Consider the following 19,505-nt stretch of genomic DNA (forward strand, 5'->3'; position numbering starts at 1 on the left):
GTTTAATTTCCAAACATCAGTGCTGTCAGCACAAAATCCAATCCCAGCACCGCCAGTGACGAATGCACCACAGTACGTGTCGTTGCCCGGCTAATCCCTTCGGACGTCGGTATCGCATCATAGCCATTGAACAATGCAATCCAGGTCACGGTGATAGCGAAAACAAGGCTTTTAATCAGACAGTTAAGCAGGTCGGTCCGCCAGTCTACGGCAGTTTGCATCGCTGACCAGAAGAAACCACTGTCGATGCCTTTCCAGTCCACTCCCACCAGCGATCCCCCCCAGATCCCCACGGCAACAAAAATCGCCGTCAGCAAAGGCATGGAAATCAGACCGGCCCAGAAACGCGGTGCCACAACGCGGCGCAGCGGATCAATGGCCATCATCTCCAGGCTGGAGATTTGCTCGGTGGCTTTCATCAATCCCAGTTCAGCGGTCAGCGCAGAACCCGCGCGCCCGGCGAAAAGCAGTGCAGTGACCACCGGTCCAAGCTCGCGCAGTAAAGAGAGCGCCACCATCATACCGAGGCTGGCCTCAGCGCTGTAGGTGGTTAAAATCAGATACCCCTGCAAGCCAAGCACCATGCCGATAAACAAACCGGAAACCAGGATAATCAACAGGGAAAGTACGCCAACGCTGTAAAGCTGCTTGATCAGCAGCGGCCATTGTTTGGCAAATTGCGGCTTACCGACCAATGCCCGAAAGAGCATCAGTCCGGCACGACCAAAAGACGCACAGGTGTTTATCCCGCGACGTCCGACTGAGGCGAGTGCCTTAGTTAACATAAGCAGATAACTCCATCATCCGAGCAACTCGGTTTTGTAATCACCGGCCGGGAAACGGAAAGGCACCGGTCCGTCGGCAATACCATCCAGGAACTGACGAACGCGCGGATCAGGATTATTTTGCAACTCCTCTGGCGTACCTTCTGCGATGACATGCTGTGCGGCCACGATATAGGCATAATCAGCAATGCTCAGGACTTCAGGCACGTCGTGGGAAACCACAATGCACGTCACGCCCAGCGCATGGTTCAGCTCATCAATCAGTTTGACCAGAACGCCCATGGTGATCGGATCCTGCCCCACAAAAGGCTCATCGAACATAATCAGCTCAGGGTCCAGCGCAATGGCACGCGCCAGTGCGACGCGCCGCGCCATACCACCGGACAATTCGGCAGGCATCAGATTACCGGCACCGCGCAACCCTACCGCTTCCAGTTTCATGGTCACCGTACTGCGCAGTAATTCCTCCGGCAATTTGCTGTGTTCACGCAACGGGAACGCCACATTTTCGAACACAGTCAGGTCAGTAAACAATGCACCGGACTGAAACAACATGCTCATTTTCTTGCGCGACTCGTACAGCTTGCGACGGGACAATGTCGGAATGTTGTCGCCGTCGAACCAGATTTCGCCGTTGTTGGGCGTAAGTTGACCGCCGATCAGACGCAGCAAGGTGGTTTTACCGATCCCCGAAGGCCCCATGATTGCGGTGACTTTGCCACGCGGCACTGTCATATTTATCTCTTCGAAAATGGGACGATCGCCACGCACGAAACTCATGCCTTTGATCTCAACCAGATTCGATTCGCTTTGACTCATTCAGTTTTTCCCTTCGGAATGCTTTCGCTAAGAATACGTCTGACACGCACAGGGTATCGTATAACTTTGGTATTTTTACAAAAACTTACCCCGGTTTCGTTACCAAAGTTGCCATCGATTTACTTTTCAGCCACAGATGGTCAAAATCAACCAATTACCATTTTAAATTAAAAGCCTTCATCGTCTAACATACAGGAACTTGGTGGCATTGTTTTCAGACAAAATGTCGCCTTAGCTCATGTTGACGAAGGAATCGCCTGCCCGTAAAGGCAACGAACCTCGCATTATACCCAATAAAGGATGTTTCATGCTTCTCGCTATCGTACTGATGATTGTCGGCTTGTTACTGTTAGTGTATGCCGCTGATCGTCTGGTGTACGGAGCCGCAGTGCTGGCACGCTCGATAGGCATCTCCCCGCTGGTAATTGGTATGACTGTCGTCGGCGTCGGAATATCTCTTCCTGAACTGGTCGTTTCCACCACCGCGGCTATCAACGATCAGATGGATTTGGCCATCGGAAATGCCATTGGTTCGAATATCATTAATATTCTTCTGATTTTGGGCGGTGCCGCCCTGATTCATCCACTTTCCGTTCGTTCTGATATATTACGCCGCGAACTCCCATTATTGTTACTGGTGACGGCTCTGTGTGGTTTTCTGTTAAGCGACGGAGAACTCAGCCGGCTTGATGGTGTTTTGTTGCTGGCCAGTGCAGGCGTGTTCATGATGCTGGTGATAAAAATCGCCCGTGCTGCCGAAAAAGAAGGCCTGGATACGCTGACCTATGAGCAAATGTCCGAACTTCCACAAGACAGCAGCAATACGGTCGCATTTTTATGGCTGGCGCTGGGCTTTATCATCATGCCCCTGGCATCGGGCATGATCGTTGATAACAGCACCGTCATCGCGCGTTATCTGGGTGTCAGCGAACTGGTGATCGGCCTGACGGTCATCGCCATCGGTACCAGTCTGCCGGAACTGGCGACCTTTATCGCCGGTGCTATCAAAGGCGAAGATGACATTGCGCTGGGTAACATCATTGGCGCAAACATTTTTAATACCTGTCTGGTGCTGGGATTACCCGCGCTGGTGGCACCAGGTTCGTTCAACCCGGACGCATTTCATCGCGATTATTGGGTCATGCTGGCGGTCAGCGTGGTGCTTTCCGGGCTATGCCTGATGCGTAAACACCGTATCGGCCATTTAGCCGGTGCATTATTGCTGTGTGGATTTATCGCCTATATGGCAGTGCTGTTCCTGTTACCAGACAGCATTGCCTTCTGAACTCTGTCAGGAACCGACTATGGCTAACGATACCTTCGCCCCCGGTTTTGATTTTCAGGCCGTCGGACGTGATGTACTGAAAACAGAACGTGAAGGACTTGAGCAGTTAGATCAATACATTAACGGTGATTTTACCCGCGCCTGCGAAAAAATTTTCGCCTGCAATGGCAAAGTCGTTGTCATGGGCATGGGCAAATCCGGTCATATTGGCCGTAAGATGGCCGCCACCTTTGCCAGTACAGGCACGCCGGCCTTCTTTGTGCATCCCGGTGAAGCCAGCCACGGTGACCTGGGCATGGTGTCAAAGCAGGATGTCGTCATTCTGATTTCCAACTCCGGTGAAGCCCATGAAATTCTGGGGCTGATTCCGGTACTCAAACGCCTGGGCATTACGCTTATCTGCATGACGTCTAACCCTGAAAGCACGATGGGAAAAGCGGCGGATGTCCATCTTTGTGTAAAAGTGCCCAAAGAAGCCTGCCCGCTGGGGCTGGCACCGACCAGCAGCACCACAGCGGTGCTGGTGATGGGCGATGCTCTGGCTGTCGCACTGCTGGAAGCTCGCGGGTTCACACCGGAAGATTTCGCCCTGTCACACCCTGGCGGAGCACTGGGTCGCAAGCTGTTGCTTCGCGTCAGCGATATCATGCACACCGGAGATGAGATTCCGCACGTCAGCCGCGAGGCGTCGTTACGGGATGCGTTGCTGGAAATCACCCGTAAAAATCTGGGCATGACGGTTATCTGCAACGATTTGATGAAAATCGAAGGGATTTTTACCGATGGGGATTTGCGACGCATCTTTGATATGGGTGTCAACATCAATACGGCATCAATTGCGGATGTGATGACGACAGGCGGCATTCGCGTACGTCCGTCACTGCTGGCAGTTGATGCGCTGAATTTAATGCAGGACAAACACATCACGTGTGTGATGGTTGCTGATGGTGACCAGTTGCTGGGTGTGTTACATATGCACGATATGCTGCGCGCTGGCGTAGTTTAATTGAGGAATTCCCTAAATGAGTAATAGCGCAGCCCTGGCGGAAACCTGCTACGGTCCGGTCAGTACGCAAGTGCTTGAACGGGCGAAAGCGGTCCGCCTGCTGATTTGCGATGTCGATGGCGTCATGTCTGATGGCCTGATCTATATGGGAAATCAGGGAGAAGAGCTGAAAAGTTTCAACGTTCGCGATGGTTACGGTATCCGCTGCCTGCTGACATCCGGCATCGAAGTCGCGATTATTACAGGCCGCAATGCAAAATTACTGGAAGATCGCGCTAAAACTCTGGGTATTCGCCACTTGTATCAGGGCCAGTCGGATAAGCTTTTGGCCTTCCGCGAACTGTTAGATACACTGTCTCTTCGGGCCGAAGAAGTGGCATACATTGGTGATGACCTGATTGACTGGCCGGTGATGGCCGAAGTGGGTCTTTCTGTGGCGGTTCAGGATGCACATCCTGTTTTGTTACCAAAAGCGCATTATGTTACCCGTATCGCTGGCGGGCGTGGTGCAGTTCGCGAACTGTGTGATTTGATTCTGCTGGCGCAGGGCAAGCTGGAGGACGCCAAAGGGCTGTCGATATGAGTAAAGCAAAACTTTGGGTTATTCTGGCGCTTACCGCCATTGTCCTGGTGCTGATTGGCTGGTCATTGTCTGACAACAGCGATGATGTTCCGCAGGTGGTTAACGATCAGGATCCGACTTATCAGACTTCCCACACCGTTACGATGGTATATGACCCGATGGGCAGCCTGACGTATAAACTGGTGTCAGACGAGGTAAAATATTACACCACGGATCAGGTGTCGTGGTTTACTCATCCGGTCGCGACCATGTATGACAAGAACAAAGTAGCCACCTGGGTATTACGTTCCGATAAAGCGAAACTGACTCAGGATAAGATGCTTTATCTCTATGGGCATGTGCAGGCCGATAGCCTGACGCCTGAGACATCACAGCTGCAAAGAATCAAAACGGACAATGCACAGGTTAACCTGACGACACAGGACGTTGCCTCAGACGATGAAGTGACGCTTTATGGTACAGGTTTTACATCTAACGGCATGAAAATGCGTGGTAATCTGCGTGATAAAACAGCAGAGCTGATCGAAAAGGTATCGACTTCCTATGAAATTCAAAGCAAAAAATAAAATCCGTGATCTTCTGATCGTCAGCTCATTGTTAGCCGTCAGCGTTCCGGCATTTGCCTTAAAAGACGACACAACGAAACCGATCACCATTGACTCGGCAAATCAGGCACTTGACGTCAACACCAATACCGCGACGTTTACCGGCAATGTGGTGGTGAATCAGGGCACGATCCAGGTTAAAGCCGATAAAGTGGTGGTGATACGTCCGCAGGGTGTGTCCGGTAAAGAAGTGGTAGAAGGTTACGGTAACCCGGTGACGTTCTATCAGATGCAGGACAACGGTAAACCGGTAAAAGGCCATGCCCAGAAAGTCCGCTACGAAGTGGAAAATGACCTCGTCACGCTGACCGGCAATGCTTACCTTGAGCAACTGGACAGCAATGTGAAAGGCGACCGCATTACTTATCTGGTACAGAAACAGCAAATGGAAGCTTTTAGTGATAAGGGTAACCGTGTGACGACCGTTCTGGTCCCTTCGCAGCTGCAACAAAAAACGCCTGCAGCGGGCGGCCAGCCGACCAAAAAGAGTAACTGATATTTTATGGCTAAATTAATCGCAGAGAATCTCGCCAAGGCATACAAAGGCCGTAAGGTCGTTGAAGATGTCAGCCTGATGGTCAACTCGGGTGAAATCGTCGGGTTATTGGGCCCAAATGGTGCGGGTAAAACCACCACCTTTTACATGGTCGTGGGCATTGTCCAGCGCGATGCGGGCCGTATCATCGTTGATGATGAAGACATCAGCCTGCTGCCGCTGCATACCCGCGCCCGTCGCGGTATTGGTTATCTTCCGCAGGAAGCCTCCATATTCCGTCGTCTCAGTGTATTTGATAACCTGATGGCGGTGCTGCAGATCCGTGATGATCTGACCAAAGAACAGCGTAATGACCGCGCGAATGAATTAATGGAAGAGTTCCATATTTCTCATTTGCGCGATAACCTCGGTCAGTCACTGTCCGGTGGTGAACGACGTCGTGTGGAAATTGCCCGTGCGCTGGCAGCAAACCCTAAATTCATCCTGCTGGATGAACCGTTCGCCGGGGTTGACCCGATTTCCGTTATCGACATTAAAAAAATCATTGAGCATTTACGTGACAGCGGCCTCGGCGTACTGATCACTGACCATAACGTGCGCGAAACACTCGACGTTTGTGAACGCGCGTATATTGTCAGTCAGGGGAAATTGATTGCCCACGGCACGCCAGCCGACATTCTTGCTGATGAACAAGTTAAACGTGTTTATCTTGGTGAAGAATTCCGTCTGTGATCTGTGCCGCCGGAACCGTGCCTGTTTCCACCTACACTGAAACAGGCCGTCTCTGACAGAAGTGTTGCCGTTTTCACTCATCAACGGAATTAAGCCAAGATATGAAGCAAGGTTTGCAACTCAGACTCAGCCAACAACTGGCTATGACTCCCCAGTTACAACAGGCCATCCGCTTGTTGCAACTGTCCACGCTTGAGCTCCAGCAGGAGATCCAACTCGCGCTGGAGAGCAACCCTCTGTTGGAACAAACTGACCTTCATGAAGAAATCGACTCGGTAGAAGCCACCGACAGCGAGGGGTTAGACACCCGCGAGGCGCTCGAGCAAAAAGATATGCCGGAAGAATTGCCGCTCGACGCGACCTGGGATGAGATTTACACCGCAGGCACGCCGTCCGGTACCGGTAATGATTACAGCGACGACGAGCTGCCCATTTATCAGGGTGAAACCACCCAGACCCTTCAGGATTACCTGATGTGGCAGGTTGAGCTGACGCCGTTTTCTGATACTGATGCCGCGATTGCCACATCAATTGTCGATGCGGTGGATGACACCGGTTACCTGACCGTCTCCCTTGAAGACATCCTCGAAAGCGTCGGTGATGAAAACATCACGATGGAGGAAGTTGAGGCCGTGCTTAAACGCGTTCAGCGTTTTGATCCGGTGGGGGTGGCAGCACGTGACCTGCGCGATTGTCTGCTGATCCAGCTGTCTCAATATGCCACTGACACGCCTTTCATCACTGAAGCCCGTCTTATCATCAGCGAACATCTCGATTTGCTGGCGAACCATGATTTCCGCGCACTTATGCGATCAACCCGGTTAAAAGAAGATACACTCAAAGGAGCGATGCTTCTGATCCAGTCTCTGGATCCGCGTCCGGGTCAGTCGATCAATACCGGCGAATCCGAATACGTGATCCCGGATGTGCTGGTGCGTAAAGTGTCAGGGGTCTGGACGGTAGAACTCAATTCCGACAGCATTCCGCGTCTGAAGATTAACCAGCAGTACGCCGCGATGGGTAACTCCACACGCAGCGACAGCGACGGGCAATTTATCCGCAGCAATCTGCAGGAAGCCAAGTGGTTAATTAAAAGCCTGGAAAGCCGTAACGACACGCTGTTGAAAGTGACGCGCTGCATCGTTGAGCAGCAGCAGGCGTTCTTTGAACTGGGTGAAGAATTTATGAAACCTATGGTGCTGGCCGATATTGCCAGTGCCGTGGAAATGCACGAATCGACGATTTCACGCGTGACGACACAAAAGTTCCTGCACAGTCCGCGTGGTATTTTCGAACTGAAGTATTTCTTCTCCAGCCATGTCAGTACAGACAGCGGCGGCGAGGCATCGTCAACCGCGATCCGGGCGCTGGTGAAGAAATTAATCGCAGCGGAGAATCCTGTAAAACCGCTCAGTGACAGCAAGTTAGCAACCCTGCTTTCCGATCAGGGAATTATGGTTGCGCGCCGGACTGTCGCCAAATACCGAGAGTCTTTGTCCATCCCGCCCTCAAACCAACGTAAACAGTTAGTTTGACCTCAACAGAGAAGGAAGACATTATGCAGCTCAACATTACCGGACATCACATTGAGATCACGGATCCCCTGAGAGAGTTCATCACGTCGAAACTGGCTAAGCTCGAGCAGTATTTCGACAGGATTAATCAGGTGTATGTGGTGTTGAGCGTGGAAAAGGTGCAGAAAGTAGCGGAAGCCACTTTGCATGTGAACGGAGGCGAATTACATGCCACCTCGGAACATCAGGATATGTACGCAGCGATTGACGGGCTGGTTGATAAACTGGCCCGACAGCTGAATAAACATAAAGACAAACTGAAACAGCACTGACATTCATGTAGCCAACCCTGTGCTACAAACCTTCGGGCATCGGCTTGTGACCTTCGGGAAACGAGCCGATATAGCTTTAAGGGTGAAACAGCGCAAAAGTGAAAGATGACATGATTAACGATACTGCAATGCAATTAACGTCGGTGCTTAATGCCGAATGCACCAAAAGCGGCGTTCATTGCGCCAGCAAAAAACGCGCACTGGAAATCATCAGCGAGCTGGCCGCCAAACAATTAAATTTGTCGCCACAGGTGATTTTCGACGCTATTTTGACCCGCGAACGTATGGGGAGCACCGGGATCGGTGCCGGGATCGCCATCCCGCACGGTAAGCTGGAAGAAGACACTTTACGTGCCGTTGGCGTGTTCATTCAGCTTGAACAGCCGATTGCTTTTGACGCCATCGATAATCAGCCGGTAGATTTGCTTTTTGCCTTGCTGGTACCGGCAGATCAATGTAAAACCCATTTACATACATTATCTTTAGTCGCGAAGAAATTAGCTGATAAAACAGTATGTCGCCGTCTGCGTGGTGCGCAAAGCGACGAAGAACTGTTCCAGATAATGACTGAAAACGAATAAATTGCTGATTCCCGGTACGGTGCCGGGAAAATGAATTCTGAACACTGAATGCCAGGGGAGTGTCACCATGGTGCTGATGATTGTCAGCGGCCGTTCCGGTTCCGGGAAGTCGGTTGCCCTACGGGCATTAGAAGACATGGGTTTTTACTGTGTGGACAATTTACCGGTGGTGTTATTGCCGCAGCTTGCCCAGACACTCGTTGAACGTAATACGTCAGCGGCCGTGAGCATTGACGTCCGTAACATGCCGGAAACACCCGAAGTTTATGAGCATGCGATGTCACAACTGCCGGAGAGTTTTTCGCCGCAGCTGTTATTCCTTGATGCCGACCGTAATACTTTGATCCGCCGTTACAGCGACACCCGTCGTCTGCACCCGCTTTCCAGCAAAAACTTGTCCCTCGAAAGTGCCATTGATGAAGAAGCCGATCTGCTCGAACCGCTGCGTTCGTCGGCGGATCTGATCATCGATACCTCCGAAATGTCCGTGCATGAACTGGCAGAAATGCTGCGTACCCGTCTGCTGGGTAAACGCGAGCGCGAACTGACCATGGTATTCGAATCCTTCGGCTTCAAACACGGCATACCGATTGATGCGGATTACGTCTTCGACGTCCGTTTTCTGCCGAACCCGCACTGGGATCCGAAATTGCGTCCGATGACCGGCCTTGATAAGCCGGTGGCGGCGTTCCTCGACCGTCATACTGAAGTGCATAACTTTATCTACCAGACCCGCAGCTACCTCGAACAGTGGCTGCCAATGCTGGAAACCAACAACCGCAGCTATCTGACCGTCGCCATTGGCTGTACCGGCGGTAAACACCGTTCGGTGTACATCGCAGAGCAACTGGCCGACTATTTCCGTTCCCGCGGGAAGAATGTGCAGTCCCGCCATCGCACGCTGGAAAAACGCAAATCATGACGGTGAAACAAACGGTAGAAATCAAAAACCGGTTAGGCATGCACGCCCGACCGGCAATGAAATTGTTTGAACTGGTGCAGAGCTTTGAATCAGAAGTTATGCTGCGCAACGGCACGGGCATAGAAGCGGAAGCCAGCAGTGTTATCGCGCTGCTGATGCTAGACTCCCCGAAAGGCCAGAAAATCGAAATCGAAGCCACGGGGCCCGACGAAGAACAGGCGCTCACCGCTGTCGTAAATCTGATCAACTCCGGTTTTGACGAGGACTAATCCCCGTCATATTTCAAGTTGCAGGTGCGTTGGCTGCGCTCAGTTACCCGAATCACTTACCCGTGTAAGCTCATCGGGACTCCTTCGTTTGCCACCTTCCTCAACTCGAACTATTTTGGGGATAAGTAAGATTTTAAATGCGTGAAAGGCAATCTATTGCAATTGCCTTGAAGCTTTCAAAATTCTCACTGCTCAGCAAACGGCTCATTGAGCGTTCCCGCACAAACGTCACGAATAAATCGTAAATCGCCATCGCCTCTTCATAATCTGCTTTGCTGATCGCCAGCAGGAAAATTACGTGTGCGGTTTCCCCTTCTCCCCATGCAATGCCCTGGGGAGAGAGCAACGTGATTACCACGGTTTTCTTTGCCAGCAACCCCAGCGAGTGCGGCAGCGCAATGCCTTCACCCAGCATGGTCGAGACAATCTCTTCACGCTCTACCACCGACGGATAAAACGCCTGATCGACATAACCTTCCGCTTCCAGCTGCGAGCACACATGGCGGAATAACTCCGCCTGCGTCATCGGTTCATTGATGATCATAAAATGTTTTTCGTCGAAGAATTTTTCCAGCATATAAGGCCGCGTGCGGTCTACCAGAACCAGTTTACCGAGCTGCTCCATTTGGTATTCGGTCGGGAATGGCGACAGCACCACCACCGGCTTATTTTTCTCACTGATGCGGGCATTGGAAATAATAAAATCTTCGTCGATGTGTTCCAGTTGCTCATAATCACGCAACGTCACAACCTGCTTCATCACCAGTTGCGGATACTTGCGATTAATCTGCGCCTGAATCATGCGGATTGTCGAATTGCCGGTATCACATACCAGCATCACCTGCGGGTGTCGCTGGTAGCCGATATTGTAATGCCGCTCCAGCCCGACGCCGATGTGCAGCACCAGAAAACCAATCTCGTTTTCGCTGAGTGTATACGGCGTGTATTTCCCCCAGCTTGAAACCGCCGCCAGCGTGACGTCATAGGCCATCGGATAATGCTGTTTGATGTTGTTTAGCAGCGGATTGGGAATATTAATCTGATACTTCACCCGCGTAATCATGGTCTTAATGTGCGTCAGCAGATCAGCACGCAGCTGCTTATCGCCTTGCAAATCATAGTTATAGTGCGAGTTGATATACGAAAGGATGTAATCGACCAGCGATTCATCATCATCTGCATTGATGTCTGTCGGCAGAATTTGCTGTACGCGACGCGCGGCGATATTCACCCGCAGATACGCCTCTTCAGAGGCAGGAATTTCCTTGCCGACCAGCGCTTTCAGCTCTGCCGCCAGCCTTACAGAAACCTGTTTCACCGCCGGGTCGCCATCTTCGGCATCAAAATCAGTCAGCGGATAGCCCCTGGCGATACGCTTAATGGCCACCGCACAATAGAGGATCAGATAGTGCTCGCCCTCATCAGTCAGCTGAATAGAAGACTGACTCAGAAGCTGATGCATAAAGCGCGTCAGTGGCACCAGCGCTTCCGGTTCCAGGCTTTCCGATTTGAGCAGCGGATTGGTTTGTTCTTCAGCATCGAGCTGAAACAGCAGGTCAGTCAGGCAGGCACGGATTGCCAGCTCAGCGCCAAACAGCTTCATGCCATAGCGCGGCTTGGTTTCGATATTCAGGTGATAGCGGGCCAGATGCTCCCTTACCTCAGCCATATCATTTTGCAGAGTTCCGCGGCTGACAAACCATTCATCGGCCAGATCTTCCAGCTTTAATGAAAAGGCAGAAGTCAAAAAGCGGATCAACAACGTCTTCACCCGCCCGGCGGCTGTGCGGGGCGTCGGATTCGGTTTAGGTTGTGTCGATTGCTGCAACGACGAGAACAGGCCATGGTCATCAATCCGCAGCTGATATCCGCTGCCGCGACTGTGTATAAAAGTCGCGCCATAGTCTGCGATGATTTCATTAAGCGCAGTGATATCCGCACGAACCGTTCGCGTCGACACCGACAGACGTTTTGCCAGTTCGTCCTGAGGCAGCGTTTCGGTTTGCAGCGCATCAAACAGTTGCGCCAGACGTTGATTGGGAAATCTCACCATAGTTCTTCCAGTTCGTTTCAACGGGCCCCCGTTCACAGCAAATGCGTGTCGCGAACGGGGGTGTCACTGTTGCCGCGCCATTTAAGGCACCATCACCCTCGGTGAGGGGCTGCCCACCGTCACATAACTATCGAAAAAGACAGCGTGCCGCTTTCGGCTGATACCTTGAATCTGGTGATGTTATCGCTTCGTTGATTCATTGCGTAAATATATTTGTCCTCCGGCAGCAAGTGTCAGAACCTTAACCCACCAGCTTTCTGACGCTGGCCAGCAGGGTTTTCACATCCTCAGGACGCGTATTACCCGATGCACTGTCGATGATCGAGCTGTAAATATGCGGGATGATTTTGGTGACACCTGCCGCCAGCGCGATTTCCATAATCGGCTCGAAGTTTTCCAGGTCGATACCGCCGGTCGGCTCAAGCCAGAAATCCTGTTCGGCACAGGCACGGGCCACGGCAGCGAATTCGTCACGGGTTTTCAGGCCCCCCATCGGGAAATACTTCACCGAGCTGCCCCCCATGTCTCTGAGCAGCGCAATGGCCGTTTCTACCGGCACAATCGCGTCAGCAGAGCCTGAACTCAGCGGTCCGGTATTGATTTTCACCAAACCCGCTTTACCGGTTGGCGAAATCAGACCGTTCACCACGCTGTCATTCTGCCCCAGCAAGGCACGGCTGGTGCCGACACCGGTAAAGACCTGGTTGACGTGTTGCGGCTGAACCTGTGCGGAAATCTGGCTGACCATCAGCGACTGACGCGGATCGCCTGCGCCTAACCCGACGGACAAAGCGTTTTCAATCAGCGCCGCATATTCCTTCATATCCGCTACCGCGCTGGCCACATCCGCGTAATTTTTTGACAGCACGCCGACCAGCACGTGGCCTTCTGCGGCTTCATAGATATCACGCGCATTGTTTTTTGAGCCTGCCAGAACGTTCAGACACACACGGTCACGGTAGAAGTTCGGAGTCAGCTTCATGCGTTGTCTCCCTTGAAAAGTTGTTTAAAACGTTGCGCGACGATGGCAAGCTGAGGCGGCGTTACGCTGCGTACGTCGACTTCAATCTTGCCTTCATTGGCCCGGTAACCACGAAAATAAATCGCGATATCGCCGTTCTTCATGGCGTCCACAATGGCTTTGGTTTTCCAGCCGAGTACGGCTTCATCGAAAGTAATTTCCGTGCGGGCGATATCACGTCCGGCGCTGTCCCAGACCACGCGGCCAGTCACACCCTTAATTTCGTTCAGGCTGGCAATGAATGGCGTCATCTTGTCGACCATTTCCTGTCCGGTGGTTTTCGGCAGGGTGAGATAGCTTTCGATCGCCTGCGTCAGGCCGAGAATGCCTTCTTTGCCGACTTTCATCGCACGGCCAATGCCGCCGGATTGCAGTTTTACCCATTCGACATACTGTTTTTTACCGAGCACCAGGCCACTGGTCGGCCCTTCGATGGCTTTAGCGCCACTGTAAATCACCAGATCCGCACCCGTTTCGTAATAACACGTCAGATCTTCTTCAGCGGCAGCATCGACGATCAGCGGCACGTTATGTGCACGCGCCACTTCGGCGGCTTCGGCGACTGATAAAATACTTTTCTGCACCGAGTGGTGTGATTTGATGTACATGATTGCGGCCGTGCGCGGCGTAATGCAGGCGGCAAGTTGCGCGGCAGAACATTCGTTGGCATAACCGGCTTCCACTACCTTGCCGCCGCCCATCGTCACCATCGTTGCGACCGGCGCACCGAAATTCACGTTGTGGCCTTTTGGCAGCACGATGTCGTGCGGAATGTCCAGCGGCGCGGCATGCAGGTTTTCCAGCAGCCAGGCATCATCTTTCACAATCACCGCCGCGACAGATTGCGCGATCCCGGCCGAGGCGCAGGAGACGACCACCGCGCTTTCGACGTGAAGCAATTTCGCGATGTAAGCGCCGGTTTTGTTCACCAGATCTTTCATTTCAAAGTAATGATTCAGACCGGTATTCACTACCGCTGCCACTTCCTCGCGCGGAGTAGAAACACCCAGTGCCGTCATGCGACCTGATGCGTTAATAACCTGTTTTAAATCATATTTTTCATATAAAGATTGTTCAGAAGACATGAGCAGATTTCCCTTCTTCGGTTAACAGGATGACACCCGCGACCACGGCGGCCAGGGGCACCAGCACACTTTCGCCCTTCGCGGACTTTCCTTCGGAATCAATAAATACCTGCGGTGCCTGACGTAACTCGAACAGTGTCAGATCGGCATCTGCGCCTGCGTCCAGACGGCCTTTGGCAGGCAGACAGAGTGCACCGGCGGCGTGAGTGGTCACGCAATCAATGACCTGTGGCAATGTCATGCCGACGCTGAAGAACTTCGACATTACGGTCGCCAGACTGTGAACCGGCCCGTTCAGGCGGTTGCGGCAATAAATATCGGAGCTGATGGTGTGCGGCAAAATGCCCTGCTTAATAGCCAGTTCTGCCACTTCAAAGCTGAAACTCGCAGTGCCATGACCGACATCCAGCAACACGCCACGGCTGAGCGCACGCTTAACGGAGTCGCGCAGTACGCCTTCCGGCGAGAGAATGCGGTTCGGCTTGCCGTTATAACAGTGAGTAATAATGTCACCTGAGGTCAGCAAATCAGCGATTTCATCGAGGTTCGGCGGGTTATTGCCGATATGCACCATCAGCGGCAGAGGAGCATTTTCCTGCTGTATTTCTTTGGCGCGCACCAGCGGTTTCAGGCCGTTCTGCCCGACCACGCTGTTGCTCATGCGTGCTTTGATACCAATGATAAAACCGGGATTTCGCGCGATGGCATCACGCACGCCGATCTTGTCAATCTGCGTCATATCCGCCAGTTCGTTTTGCGTCACAATGCCGGTGCGGGCGATATTCAGGAAAGCATAAACATTGGTTTTCGCCTTACGGGTGATCTGATAGAAATCGTCGATATCATTTGCACCGGTGCTGCCGGCATCCGCCACGGTGGTAACACCGCAGGCGACCCCGATCAGATCAGCTTCATCATGATAAATCGGCGATTTCGGGTAACAGTGAACATGGGAATCGATCCAGCCAGCGCTGGCGTAAACCTTACCCTGCAGATCGAGAGTCTGGCGGGCAGTGGCACCGGGGGCCAGTGTGCCAATGGCGGCAAATTTGCCGTCGCGAATTGCAATATCAGTCAGGCTACCGTCTGCGCGTAATGCCTGCCGGATGATTAAGTCATACATACGACATTCTCCATAATCTCGGGCATCAGGAATGCTCCTGACGCCCGTTTACCGCTGATCCGCTGCTGTTGCTACAGTGAAACAGGGAAGATAGCGCCCAGCACCATCGCACCGAGAATGGCACCACCGGTAATCGGCTTCTGCCACAAATAGAAACCCAGCGCACCCATCAGCGAGCCCAGACCGATAGGAATCGATGCCGCCATTGCTGACAGGATAATCAGCGGCCCGAGGAAACGGCCCGAGGCGTTACCCGCGCCCATCATGACGTCAGCACCGTAGGTTGAATTGCTCTGATTGATGGTAAATTTACGCGCCAGAATGATGATGTATCCCACGGCTAACCCGAGGATCAGGCCGGTCACCAGTGAGGCCGCGAAGTTCGCCACCGGAAAGATGATCCCGGCGCCGAGCAACAGTGCCGGAACGCCCAGGCCGATACCGGTCTGGATCGCGCCGCCGATATCGAGAATACCGACCAGCGAGCCTTCGATGATGCGGGCAAACAGGAAACTGGCACCGAAAGCCGCCACTGCGCCGTACACGCCGGTGTCCATGCCGGAACGCAGCATCGACACAAAGGCCACTTCGTTAAACGCGCCGATGCCGTACAGGTAATACATATGTGTCCCGGCGAAAACGCCGGAAGACAGCAGTCCGACAAAGATCGGGAACGACCACTCGGCGTACCAGAAACCACGTTTGGCTTGTTCTTCCATTGTCATGCTCCCTTACTTACCGCTGAGTGAATTGTGAATGCCGTTCAGCCATGTCGGGACGTCCAGCATGAATGACTGCAACAGCTTGACGTCGAACCCGCGGAAGAAGCCGCTGAGGACAAACAGCGCGATAATCGCCGCCATCATCACTTTGGTGACGTGGTTCCAGCCGCTTTCTTCAACACCTTTACCAATCAGAATACCCAGCACCAGACCCGGCACGGCGTTACCCATGATCATCTGCGCCATACCGCCAAAAATGGTGGCCCAGAAACCGGAACGACGCCCTGCATCGATTGCCGCCAGCCAGAAAATTACCGGCATCACGGTGTTTACCAACAGGTTAGCCGCAGGTACCAGCACTTTAATTGCCGTAACCTGTAACGCTGCAGGTACCGCAGAGGCGGTAGTGTTGAGGAAGGCGACCACGATCATGCCGATGATGCCGCCCGCAATTGCCATCTTGCGCGGGTCGTGCAGGGTTTCAGCCACATTGCGGTTTTTGAACATCAGGGCGGCGGTTGCCCAGTGAGGAATAATGCGGTGGTCAACGTCCTGAGTGAAAGAACCTGCCGCCACGGAAGAAGCCCAGGCGTTGAAGAAGAAGCCGAGACCAAAGGAGAAATGTGAAGCCGGATCGCCTTCACAGGAGTTTAATTCCCCAAGCGTACGAAAAGCCCCCATTCCCTGCACGGTGGGTGCATGAAACATACGTGCGGCACCCGCACCTACGCCCACACCGACCAGTCCGCCGATAATAAGCGACTTAAATAAAATAATTAAAAACATCAGTATATCCTTGTCATTTATAGCTAACGTTTTTATTTCGTGACAAAAACTACCTGTTCCGTATTAATAACAGTCAGGTTGACGGTAATGTCTAACGCCACGTAATAACTCTTTCTTTCCCTGGCCAGAAAAAAGAACAGAAACTTTTCCCTTTTGACTGATTCTTCTGCCTTTATTATCTTGACGTCCTGCGGTTCAATGCGTAGCAAGACATTATTGGCAGATGACTTGAGAACCGTTCTCTGAACCTGACTCAGTGCGGAAGAAAAGGCGGCAGCCTTATTTTCGCCTTTTCCTTCAACCCGGACCGTCGTGGTTAATTGTTGCTTCATTACGCCTGACCATACTTCTTGTTATAAGCTTCAACCAGACGCTGCCCCAGTTCTTCTTTATCCATAAAGCCGAACCCTAATACCAGACAGCCTTCGTTAATTGCCGTAACTCCTTCATCCACGGAGCGCATCCCATATTTAGCTTTATATCCGTATTTGTTTTGTGCGGTAATCGCACCCGCACCGCCACTGCCGCAGAAGGAAATACCTAAGCTGGCACCCTCTGCTTTCATCACATCGCCGAGTTTCATATCTGCTGCCATGCCAGGGACAACAATGGCTTTGCCACCCGCTGCTTCCACGCCTGCTGCCACTTTCTGGCCCTTCCCTAAACGGTCGCCGATCACCACTAATACTTGTCCCATGTTTCACATCTCCGGATTAATTAATTCATTAAATTTTCAGTAAAATTTATTCAGGCTCATTATCTCTTGCGACTTCGAAATGCACCGAGAGTAAATACGCCTCCTCAATCGGTAAATTTCCAAACCAGCTGACCACTTCCTCTGCCATTTGCATGGACTCGGCAGAAATTTCATCAAATAAATCTTTCTCGACATCAGGTAACGGCTCGCCGGTAATAGAGCGTAATACCATGGCTTTAACGTGTGACGTTAACATCTGCAACTGAACATCTGTGGTGTAGATATTCTTTGCACTTTGCATCGCCTGAATATCCTTTAATACTTGCTCTGTTATCGCCGCCGCATCATTCAATTCAATCCGCCCGGCCCCGTTCACAGATGCGCTTGCGTTATTCACTCGCGATTACCTCTCTCCTTGTCTGACTCACTATTTCCAGCCGTTTATTTTGTCTGTCTTTACCCTAACCCCGCGTACATTTCCTGTGTAGAGGGTCTTTTTCCAGTTCGAAGTGGAAATACGATGCGCTGAGCAGATCTCATTCGCAAAACGAAAAGTTAAGTCGCCATATCACTGAATATTGCGGCATGTAGCAGCGTATTTCGCTGGTAATCGGAATTTTCGCAATACGGATTAATTCCCACACAATGCTTTCATTTCCGCCTGAGAATGCCTAGTATCAAAGAACACATGCAAATTACCGACACCCCCGCGCTTACCCGCGGGGGTGTTATTTTTTGCCGACCGGCACCCCACCCGCATGAGGCGGGTGATGCAAAAGGAACCACGGAGAATGTTATGAGTAAACCGACACTGATCATCAACGAACTTGACGCAGAACGCCTGGATACACTGCTGGCACAACCGGCCTTTGCCAATAGTCCGGTCGCCGATGCACTGAACGAAGAGTTAGATCGCGCAGAGATTTTGCCGCCTGAGCAAATCCCCGCCGACGTGGTCACGATGAACAGCAAGGTGCGCTTTACAGAAGGTAAAGACGGCGAAGAACACATCCGCACACTGGTGTATCCGGCAGCATTGCAGGACAGCAACGAGCAATTATCGGTGATGGCTCCGCTCGGTGCTGCGCTGCTGGGGCTGCGCGTGGGCGAAAGCATTACGTGGGAAATGCCCAATGGTGCTGAGAGTGACATTACCGTGCTGGAGTTGTTGTTTCAGCCGGAGGCGGCGGGGGAGTTGAGACGTTAAGGGTTTTCTTTTGCAGAAGTCGCTGCACTGCTTTACTAAAGACCGAGAACATTTCGGTTTCTCACCTGCGGTGATCGCTTAACGCGCAGCGCCGAAACCGCCCAAGAGGGAGAAGTGCTTTCTCCCTCTTGGATCTCCCTCCGCTTTTTTACTGCGCGCTGTCGCTGGCGGCTATGTTTCAGGTAACGCGGAGACAGGCTGGAAATCTGAAACATAGCCAGCGAGCGGAGCGCGCAGTTTAAGACGTGGAAATTCCAAAGAGGGCTCGTCTTAGCCCTCTTTGGTCGGTTTCGGCGCGAAAGACCGAGCGATCACCGCGATTAAAAAACCGAAACTTTCACCGCCCTCAGCATTGAGAATGCCGCTCAGACACCGGCCATCTGCTTACTTAAACTTCTTGTGGTTCTCATTCCTTGTGGCTTTAAACCCTTCCGCTTCTTTCTTCGCTTCATCAATCTTTCCGGCTTTCGCCAGTTCTGACGCCTTATCAATCTGCCCGATCAGCGTATCCAGCCCTTTGTGGAAATCCTGCATTTCAGGGCTGTCAGGCGCTTTACCTTTGAGTTTCGGTGGTGTGGCTTTTTTCGCGTCTTCAGCAGCCGATTTCATGTTTGCCAGCCCCGTGGTCAGCTCAGTCTGATCGTTGGTTTTCAATACTTTGCCGTAGTTATCAGCAATGGTGTCCATGTCCGTTTCTAAATCTGCTGCCAGTGCTGCCGTGCTGCTTCCGAGCAGGGCTATCACCGCTAACGCCATCAGTTGTTTACGCATGATTTTCTCTCTGTTGTTATTTATTTGTTAGATAAAACGACATTACTTGTAAGGCTTTATAAAAATAAGCTGAGAGAGAGAAAAACGGCATGAATTTTTTGTAAAGAATTA

The 19,505-nt window shown here is 52.1% G+C and carries 24 protein-coding genes and 1 pseudogene; 12 read left to right on the plus strand and 13 right to left on the minus strand.

Annotation, left to right across the window (positions count from 1 at the left end; genetic code table 11):
* Positions 1-2: 2 nt before the first annotated feature.
* Together mlaE and mlaF are read right to left on the minus strand one after the other, a co-directional pair.
* Positions 3-785 carry a lipid asymmetry maintenance ABC transporter permease subunit MlaE gene (mlaE, locus tag J1781_RS19755; protein WP_015698890.1) on the minus strand — a complete coding sequence of 261 codons (783 nt, stop codon included), beginning with the start codon at positions 783-785 and terminating at the stop codon, positions 3-5.
* 15 nt (positions 786-800) lie between these two features.
* Positions 801-1,604: a phospholipid ABC transporter ATP-binding protein MlaF gene (gene mlaF / locus J1781_RS19760; protein WP_129954728.1), complete on the minus strand. Its 804-nt coding sequence runs from the start codon at positions 1,602-1,604 to the stop codon at positions 801-803.
* A 307-nt stretch (positions 1,605-1,911) separates the two neighbouring features.
* Between mlaF and J1781_RS19765 the strand changes: the two genes are divergently transcribed.
* From J1781_RS19765 to npr, 11 genes are all read left to right on the plus strand, one after another.
* Entirely contained in the window at positions 1,912-2,889 is a 978-nt protein-coding gene (locus J1781_RS19765; RefSeq protein WP_129954729.1) for a calcium/sodium antiporter, read from the plus strand.
* 19 nt (positions 2,890-2,908) lie between these two features.
* Positions 2,909-3,895, plus strand: a complete 987-nt coding sequence (kdsD, locus tag J1781_RS19770) for an arabinose-5-phosphate isomerase KdsD (protein WP_129954730.1) — start codon at positions 2,909-2,911, stop codon at positions 3,893-3,895.
* A gap of 16 nt (positions 3,896-3,911) precedes the next feature.
* Positions 3,912-4,478, plus strand: a complete 567-nt coding sequence (gene kdsC, locus J1781_RS19775) for a 3-deoxy-manno-octulosonate-8-phosphatase KdsC (protein WP_129954731.1) — start codon at positions 3,912-3,914, stop codon at positions 4,476-4,478.
* A complete protein-coding gene (gene lptC / locus J1781_RS19780) occupies positions 4,475-5,044 on the plus strand; it encodes an LPS export ABC transporter periplasmic protein LptC (RefSeq protein ID WP_129954732.1) in 570 nt (189 codons plus the stop codon). The genes kdsC and lptC overlap by 4 nt, the downstream gene beginning before the upstream one ends.
* The gene (gene lptA / locus J1781_RS19785; RefSeq protein ID WP_015698896.1) at positions 5,022-5,579 is read left to right on the plus strand and encodes a lipopolysaccharide ABC transporter substrate-binding protein LptA; all 558 of its coding nucleotides are present in this window, start codon (positions 5,022-5,024) and stop codon (positions 5,577-5,579) included. Before lptC ends, lptA begins: the two co-directional genes overlap by 23 nt.
* 6 nt (positions 5,580-5,585) lie before the next feature.
* Entirely contained in the window at positions 5,586-6,311 is a 726-nt protein-coding gene (gene lptB / locus J1781_RS19790; RefSeq protein ID WP_013577257.1) for an LPS export ABC transporter ATP-binding protein, read from the plus strand.
* 101 nt (positions 6,312-6,412) lie between these two features.
* Positions 6,413-7,846 carry an RNA polymerase factor sigma-54 gene (rpoN, locus tag J1781_RS19795; RefSeq protein ID WP_217234056.1) on the plus strand — a complete coding sequence of 478 codons (1,434 nt, stop codon included), beginning with the start codon at positions 6,413-6,415 and terminating at the stop codon, positions 7,844-7,846.
* A gap of 23 nt (positions 7,847-7,869) precedes the next feature.
* Positions 7,870-8,157, plus strand: a complete 288-nt coding sequence (gene hpf / locus J1781_RS19800; RefSeq protein WP_013577259.1) for a ribosome hibernation promoting factor — start codon at positions 7,870-7,872, stop codon at positions 8,155-8,157.
* A gap of 98 nt (positions 8,158-8,255) precedes the next feature.
* Positions 8,256-8,738, plus strand: a complete 483-nt coding sequence (gene ptsN / locus J1781_RS19805; RefSeq protein WP_173362074.1) for a PTS IIA-like nitrogen regulatory protein PtsN — start codon at positions 8,256-8,258, stop codon at positions 8,736-8,738.
* Positions 8,739-8,805: 67 nt separating this feature from the next.
* Positions 8,806-9,660: an RNase adapter RapZ gene (gene rapZ / locus J1781_RS19810; RefSeq protein WP_129954735.1), complete on the plus strand. Its 855-nt coding sequence runs from the start codon at positions 8,806-8,808 to the stop codon at positions 9,658-9,660.
* Positions 9,657-9,929, plus strand: coding sequence for a PTS phosphocarrier protein NPr (gene npr / locus J1781_RS19815; RefSeq protein WP_120131579.1), 273 nt, complete (start codon positions 9,657-9,659; stop codon positions 9,927-9,929). The genes rapZ and npr overlap by 4 nt, the downstream gene beginning before the upstream one ends.
* A gap of 133 nt (positions 9,930-10,062) precedes the next feature.
* On the opposite strand, the gene J1781_RS19820 is transcribed toward npr, so the two are convergent.
* From J1781_RS19820 to J1781_RS19860, 10 genes and pseudogenes are all read right to left on the minus strand, one after another.
* A complete protein-coding gene (locus tag J1781_RS19820; RefSeq protein ID WP_129954736.1) occupies positions 10,063-11,982 on the minus strand; it encodes a BglG family transcription antiterminator in 1,920 nt (639 codons plus the stop codon).
* Positions 11,983-12,063: 81 nt separating this feature from the next.
* A pseudogene (locus tag J1781_RS26540) lies at positions 12,064-12,206 on the minus strand (beta-propeller fold lactonase family protein); the annotation flags it as partial.
* Between the two features lie 17 nt (positions 12,207-12,223).
* Positions 12,224-12,964: a 2-dehydro-3-deoxy-phosphogluconate aldolase gene (gene dagF, locus J1781_RS19825; RefSeq protein WP_129991977.1), complete on the minus strand. Its 741-nt coding sequence runs from the start codon at positions 12,962-12,964 to the stop codon at positions 12,224-12,226.
* Positions 12,961-14,088, minus strand: coding sequence for a DgaE family pyridoxal phosphate-dependent ammonia lyase (locus tag J1781_RS19830; RefSeq protein ID WP_129954738.1), 1,128 nt, complete (start codon positions 14,086-14,088; stop codon positions 12,961-12,963). Before J1781_RS19830 ends, dagF begins: the two co-directional genes overlap by 4 nt.
* Positions 14,078-15,211, minus strand: coding sequence for an amidohydrolase/deacetylase family metallohydrolase (locus tag J1781_RS19835; protein ID WP_217234058.1), 1,134 nt, complete (start codon positions 15,209-15,211; stop codon positions 14,078-14,080). Before J1781_RS19835 ends, J1781_RS19830 begins: the two co-directional genes overlap by 11 nt.
* 71 nt (positions 15,212-15,282) lie before the next feature.
* Positions 15,283-15,930, minus strand: a complete 648-nt coding sequence (locus tag J1781_RS19840) for a DUF4310 family protein (RefSeq protein WP_129954740.1) — start codon at positions 15,928-15,930, stop codon at positions 15,283-15,285.
* A 12-nt stretch (positions 15,931-15,942) separates the two neighbouring features.
* Positions 15,943-16,719 carry a DUF4311 domain-containing protein gene (locus tag J1781_RS19845; protein WP_129954741.1) on the minus strand — a complete coding sequence of 259 codons (777 nt, stop codon included), beginning with the start codon at positions 16,717-16,719 and terminating at the stop codon, positions 15,943-15,945.
* A 32-nt stretch (positions 16,720-16,751) separates the two neighbouring features.
* Positions 16,752-17,051 (minus strand): DUF4312 family protein, encoded by a 300-nt coding sequence (locus J1781_RS19850; protein WP_129954742.1) that lies wholly within the window; start codon positions 17,049-17,051, stop codon positions 16,752-16,754.
* The gene (locus tag J1781_RS19855) at positions 17,051-17,416 is read right to left on the minus strand and encodes an SFCGS family glycine-rich protein (protein ID WP_120508349.1); all 366 of its coding nucleotides are present in this window, start codon (positions 17,414-17,416) and stop codon (positions 17,051-17,053) included. The genes J1781_RS19850 and J1781_RS19855 overlap by 1 nt, the downstream gene beginning before the upstream one ends.
* A 46-nt stretch (positions 17,417-17,462) precedes the next feature.
* Positions 17,463-17,813, minus strand: a complete 351-nt coding sequence (locus J1781_RS19860) for a PRD domain-containing protein (protein ID WP_217158722.1) — start codon at positions 17,811-17,813, stop codon at positions 17,463-17,465.
* Between the two features lie 399 nt (positions 17,814-18,212).
* On the opposite strand from J1781_RS19860, the gene rnk reads away from it, so the two are divergent.
* A complete protein-coding gene (rnk, locus tag J1781_RS19865) occupies positions 18,213-18,623 on the plus strand; it encodes a nucleoside diphosphate kinase regulator (RefSeq protein ID WP_015698907.1) in 411 nt (136 codons plus the stop codon).
* Positions 18,624-19,007: 384 nt separating this feature from the next.
* On the opposite strand, the gene cybC is transcribed toward rnk, so the two are convergent.
* Positions 19,008-19,394, minus strand: coding sequence for a cytochrome b562 (gene cybC / locus J1781_RS19870; RefSeq protein ID WP_217234060.1), 387 nt, complete (start codon positions 19,392-19,394; stop codon positions 19,008-19,010).
* Positions 19,395-19,505: the final 111 nt, after the last annotated feature.

The organism is Rahnella perminowiae, assembly GCF_019049695.1.
GTDB classification, from domain to species: domain Bacteria; phylum Pseudomonadota; class Gammaproteobacteria; order Enterobacterales; family Enterobacteriaceae; genus Rahnella; species Rahnella perminowiae.

Bases quoted from the DNA above. Each gene is read 5' to 3' on its own strand.
- J1781_RS19820 (WP_129954736.1), bottom strand. From the start codon at position 11,982: ATGGTGAGATTTCCCAATCAACGTCTGGCGCAACTGTTTGATGCGCTG.
- mlaF (WP_129954728.1), bottom strand. From the start codon at position 1,604: ATGAGTCAAAGCGAATCGAATCTGGTTGAGATCAAAGGCATGAGTTTC.
- rapZ (WP_129954735.1), top strand. From the start codon at position 8,806: ATGGTGCTGATGATTGTCAGCGGCCGTTCCGGTTCCGGGAAGTCGGTT.
- J1781_RS19835 (WP_217234058.1), bottom strand. From the start codon at position 15,211: ATGTATGACTTAATCATCCGGCAGGCATTACGCGCAGACGGTAGCCTG.
- J1781_RS19765 (WP_129954729.1), top strand. From the start codon at position 1,912: ATGCTTCTCGCTATCGTACTGATGATTGTCGGCTTGTTACTGTTAGTG.
- J1781_RS19840 (WP_129954740.1), bottom strand. From the start codon at position 15,930: ATGGAAGAACAAGCCAAACGTGGTTTCTGGTACGCCGAGTGGTCGTTC.
- kdsD (WP_129954730.1), top strand. From the start codon at position 2,909: ATGGCTAACGATACCTTCGCCCCCGGTTTTGATTTTCAGGCCGTCGGA.
- J1781_RS19830 (WP_129954738.1), bottom strand. From the start codon at position 14,088: ATGTCTTCTGAACAATCTTTATATGAAAAATATGATTTAAAACAGGTT.
- J1781_RS19855 (WP_120508349.1), bottom strand. From the start codon at position 17,416: ATGGGACAAGTATTAGTGGTGATCGGCGACCGTTTAGGGAAGGGCCAG.
- lptB (WP_013577257.1), top strand. From the start codon at position 5,586: ATGGCTAAATTAATCGCAGAGAATCTCGCCAAGGCATACAAAGGCCGT.
- rnk (WP_015698907.1), top strand. From the start codon at position 18,213: ATGAGTAAACCGACACTGATCATCAACGAACTTGACGCAGAACGCCTG.
- J1781_RS19850 (WP_129954742.1), bottom strand. From the start codon at position 17,051: ATGAAGCAACAATTAACCACGACGGTCCGGGTTGAAGGAAAAGGCGAA.
- mlaE (WP_015698890.1), bottom strand. From the start codon at position 785: ATGTTAACTAAGGCACTCGCCTCAGTCGGACGTCGCGGGATAAACACC.
- kdsC (WP_129954731.1), top strand. From the start codon at position 3,912: ATGAGTAATAGCGCAGCCCTGGCGGAAACCTGCTACGGTCCGGTCAGT.
- cybC (WP_217234060.1), bottom strand. From the start codon at position 19,394: ATGCGTAAACAACTGATGGCGTTAGCGGTGATAGCCCTGCTCGGAAGC.
- rpoN (WP_217234056.1), top strand. From the start codon at position 6,413: ATGAAGCAAGGTTTGCAACTCAGACTCAGCCAACAACTGGCTATGACT.
- hpf (WP_013577259.1), top strand. From the start codon at position 7,870: ATGCAGCTCAACATTACCGGACATCACATTGAGATCACGGATCCCCTG.
- dagF (WP_129991977.1), bottom strand. From the start codon at position 12,964: ATGAAGCTGACTCCGAACTTCTACCGTGACCGTGTGTGTCTGAACGTT.
- J1781_RS19845 (WP_129954741.1), bottom strand. From the start codon at position 16,719: ATGTTTTTAATTATTTTATTTAAGTCGCTTATTATCGGCGGACTGGTC.
- lptC (WP_129954732.1), top strand. From the start codon at position 4,475: ATGAGTAAAGCAAAACTTTGGGTTATTCTGGCGCTTACCGCCATTGTC.
- lptA (WP_015698896.1), top strand. From the start codon at position 5,022: ATGAAATTCAAAGCAAAAAATAAAATCCGTGATCTTCTGATCGTCAGC.
- npr (WP_120131579.1), top strand. From the start codon at position 9,657: ATGACGGTGAAACAAACGGTAGAAATCAAAAACCGGTTAGGCATGCAC.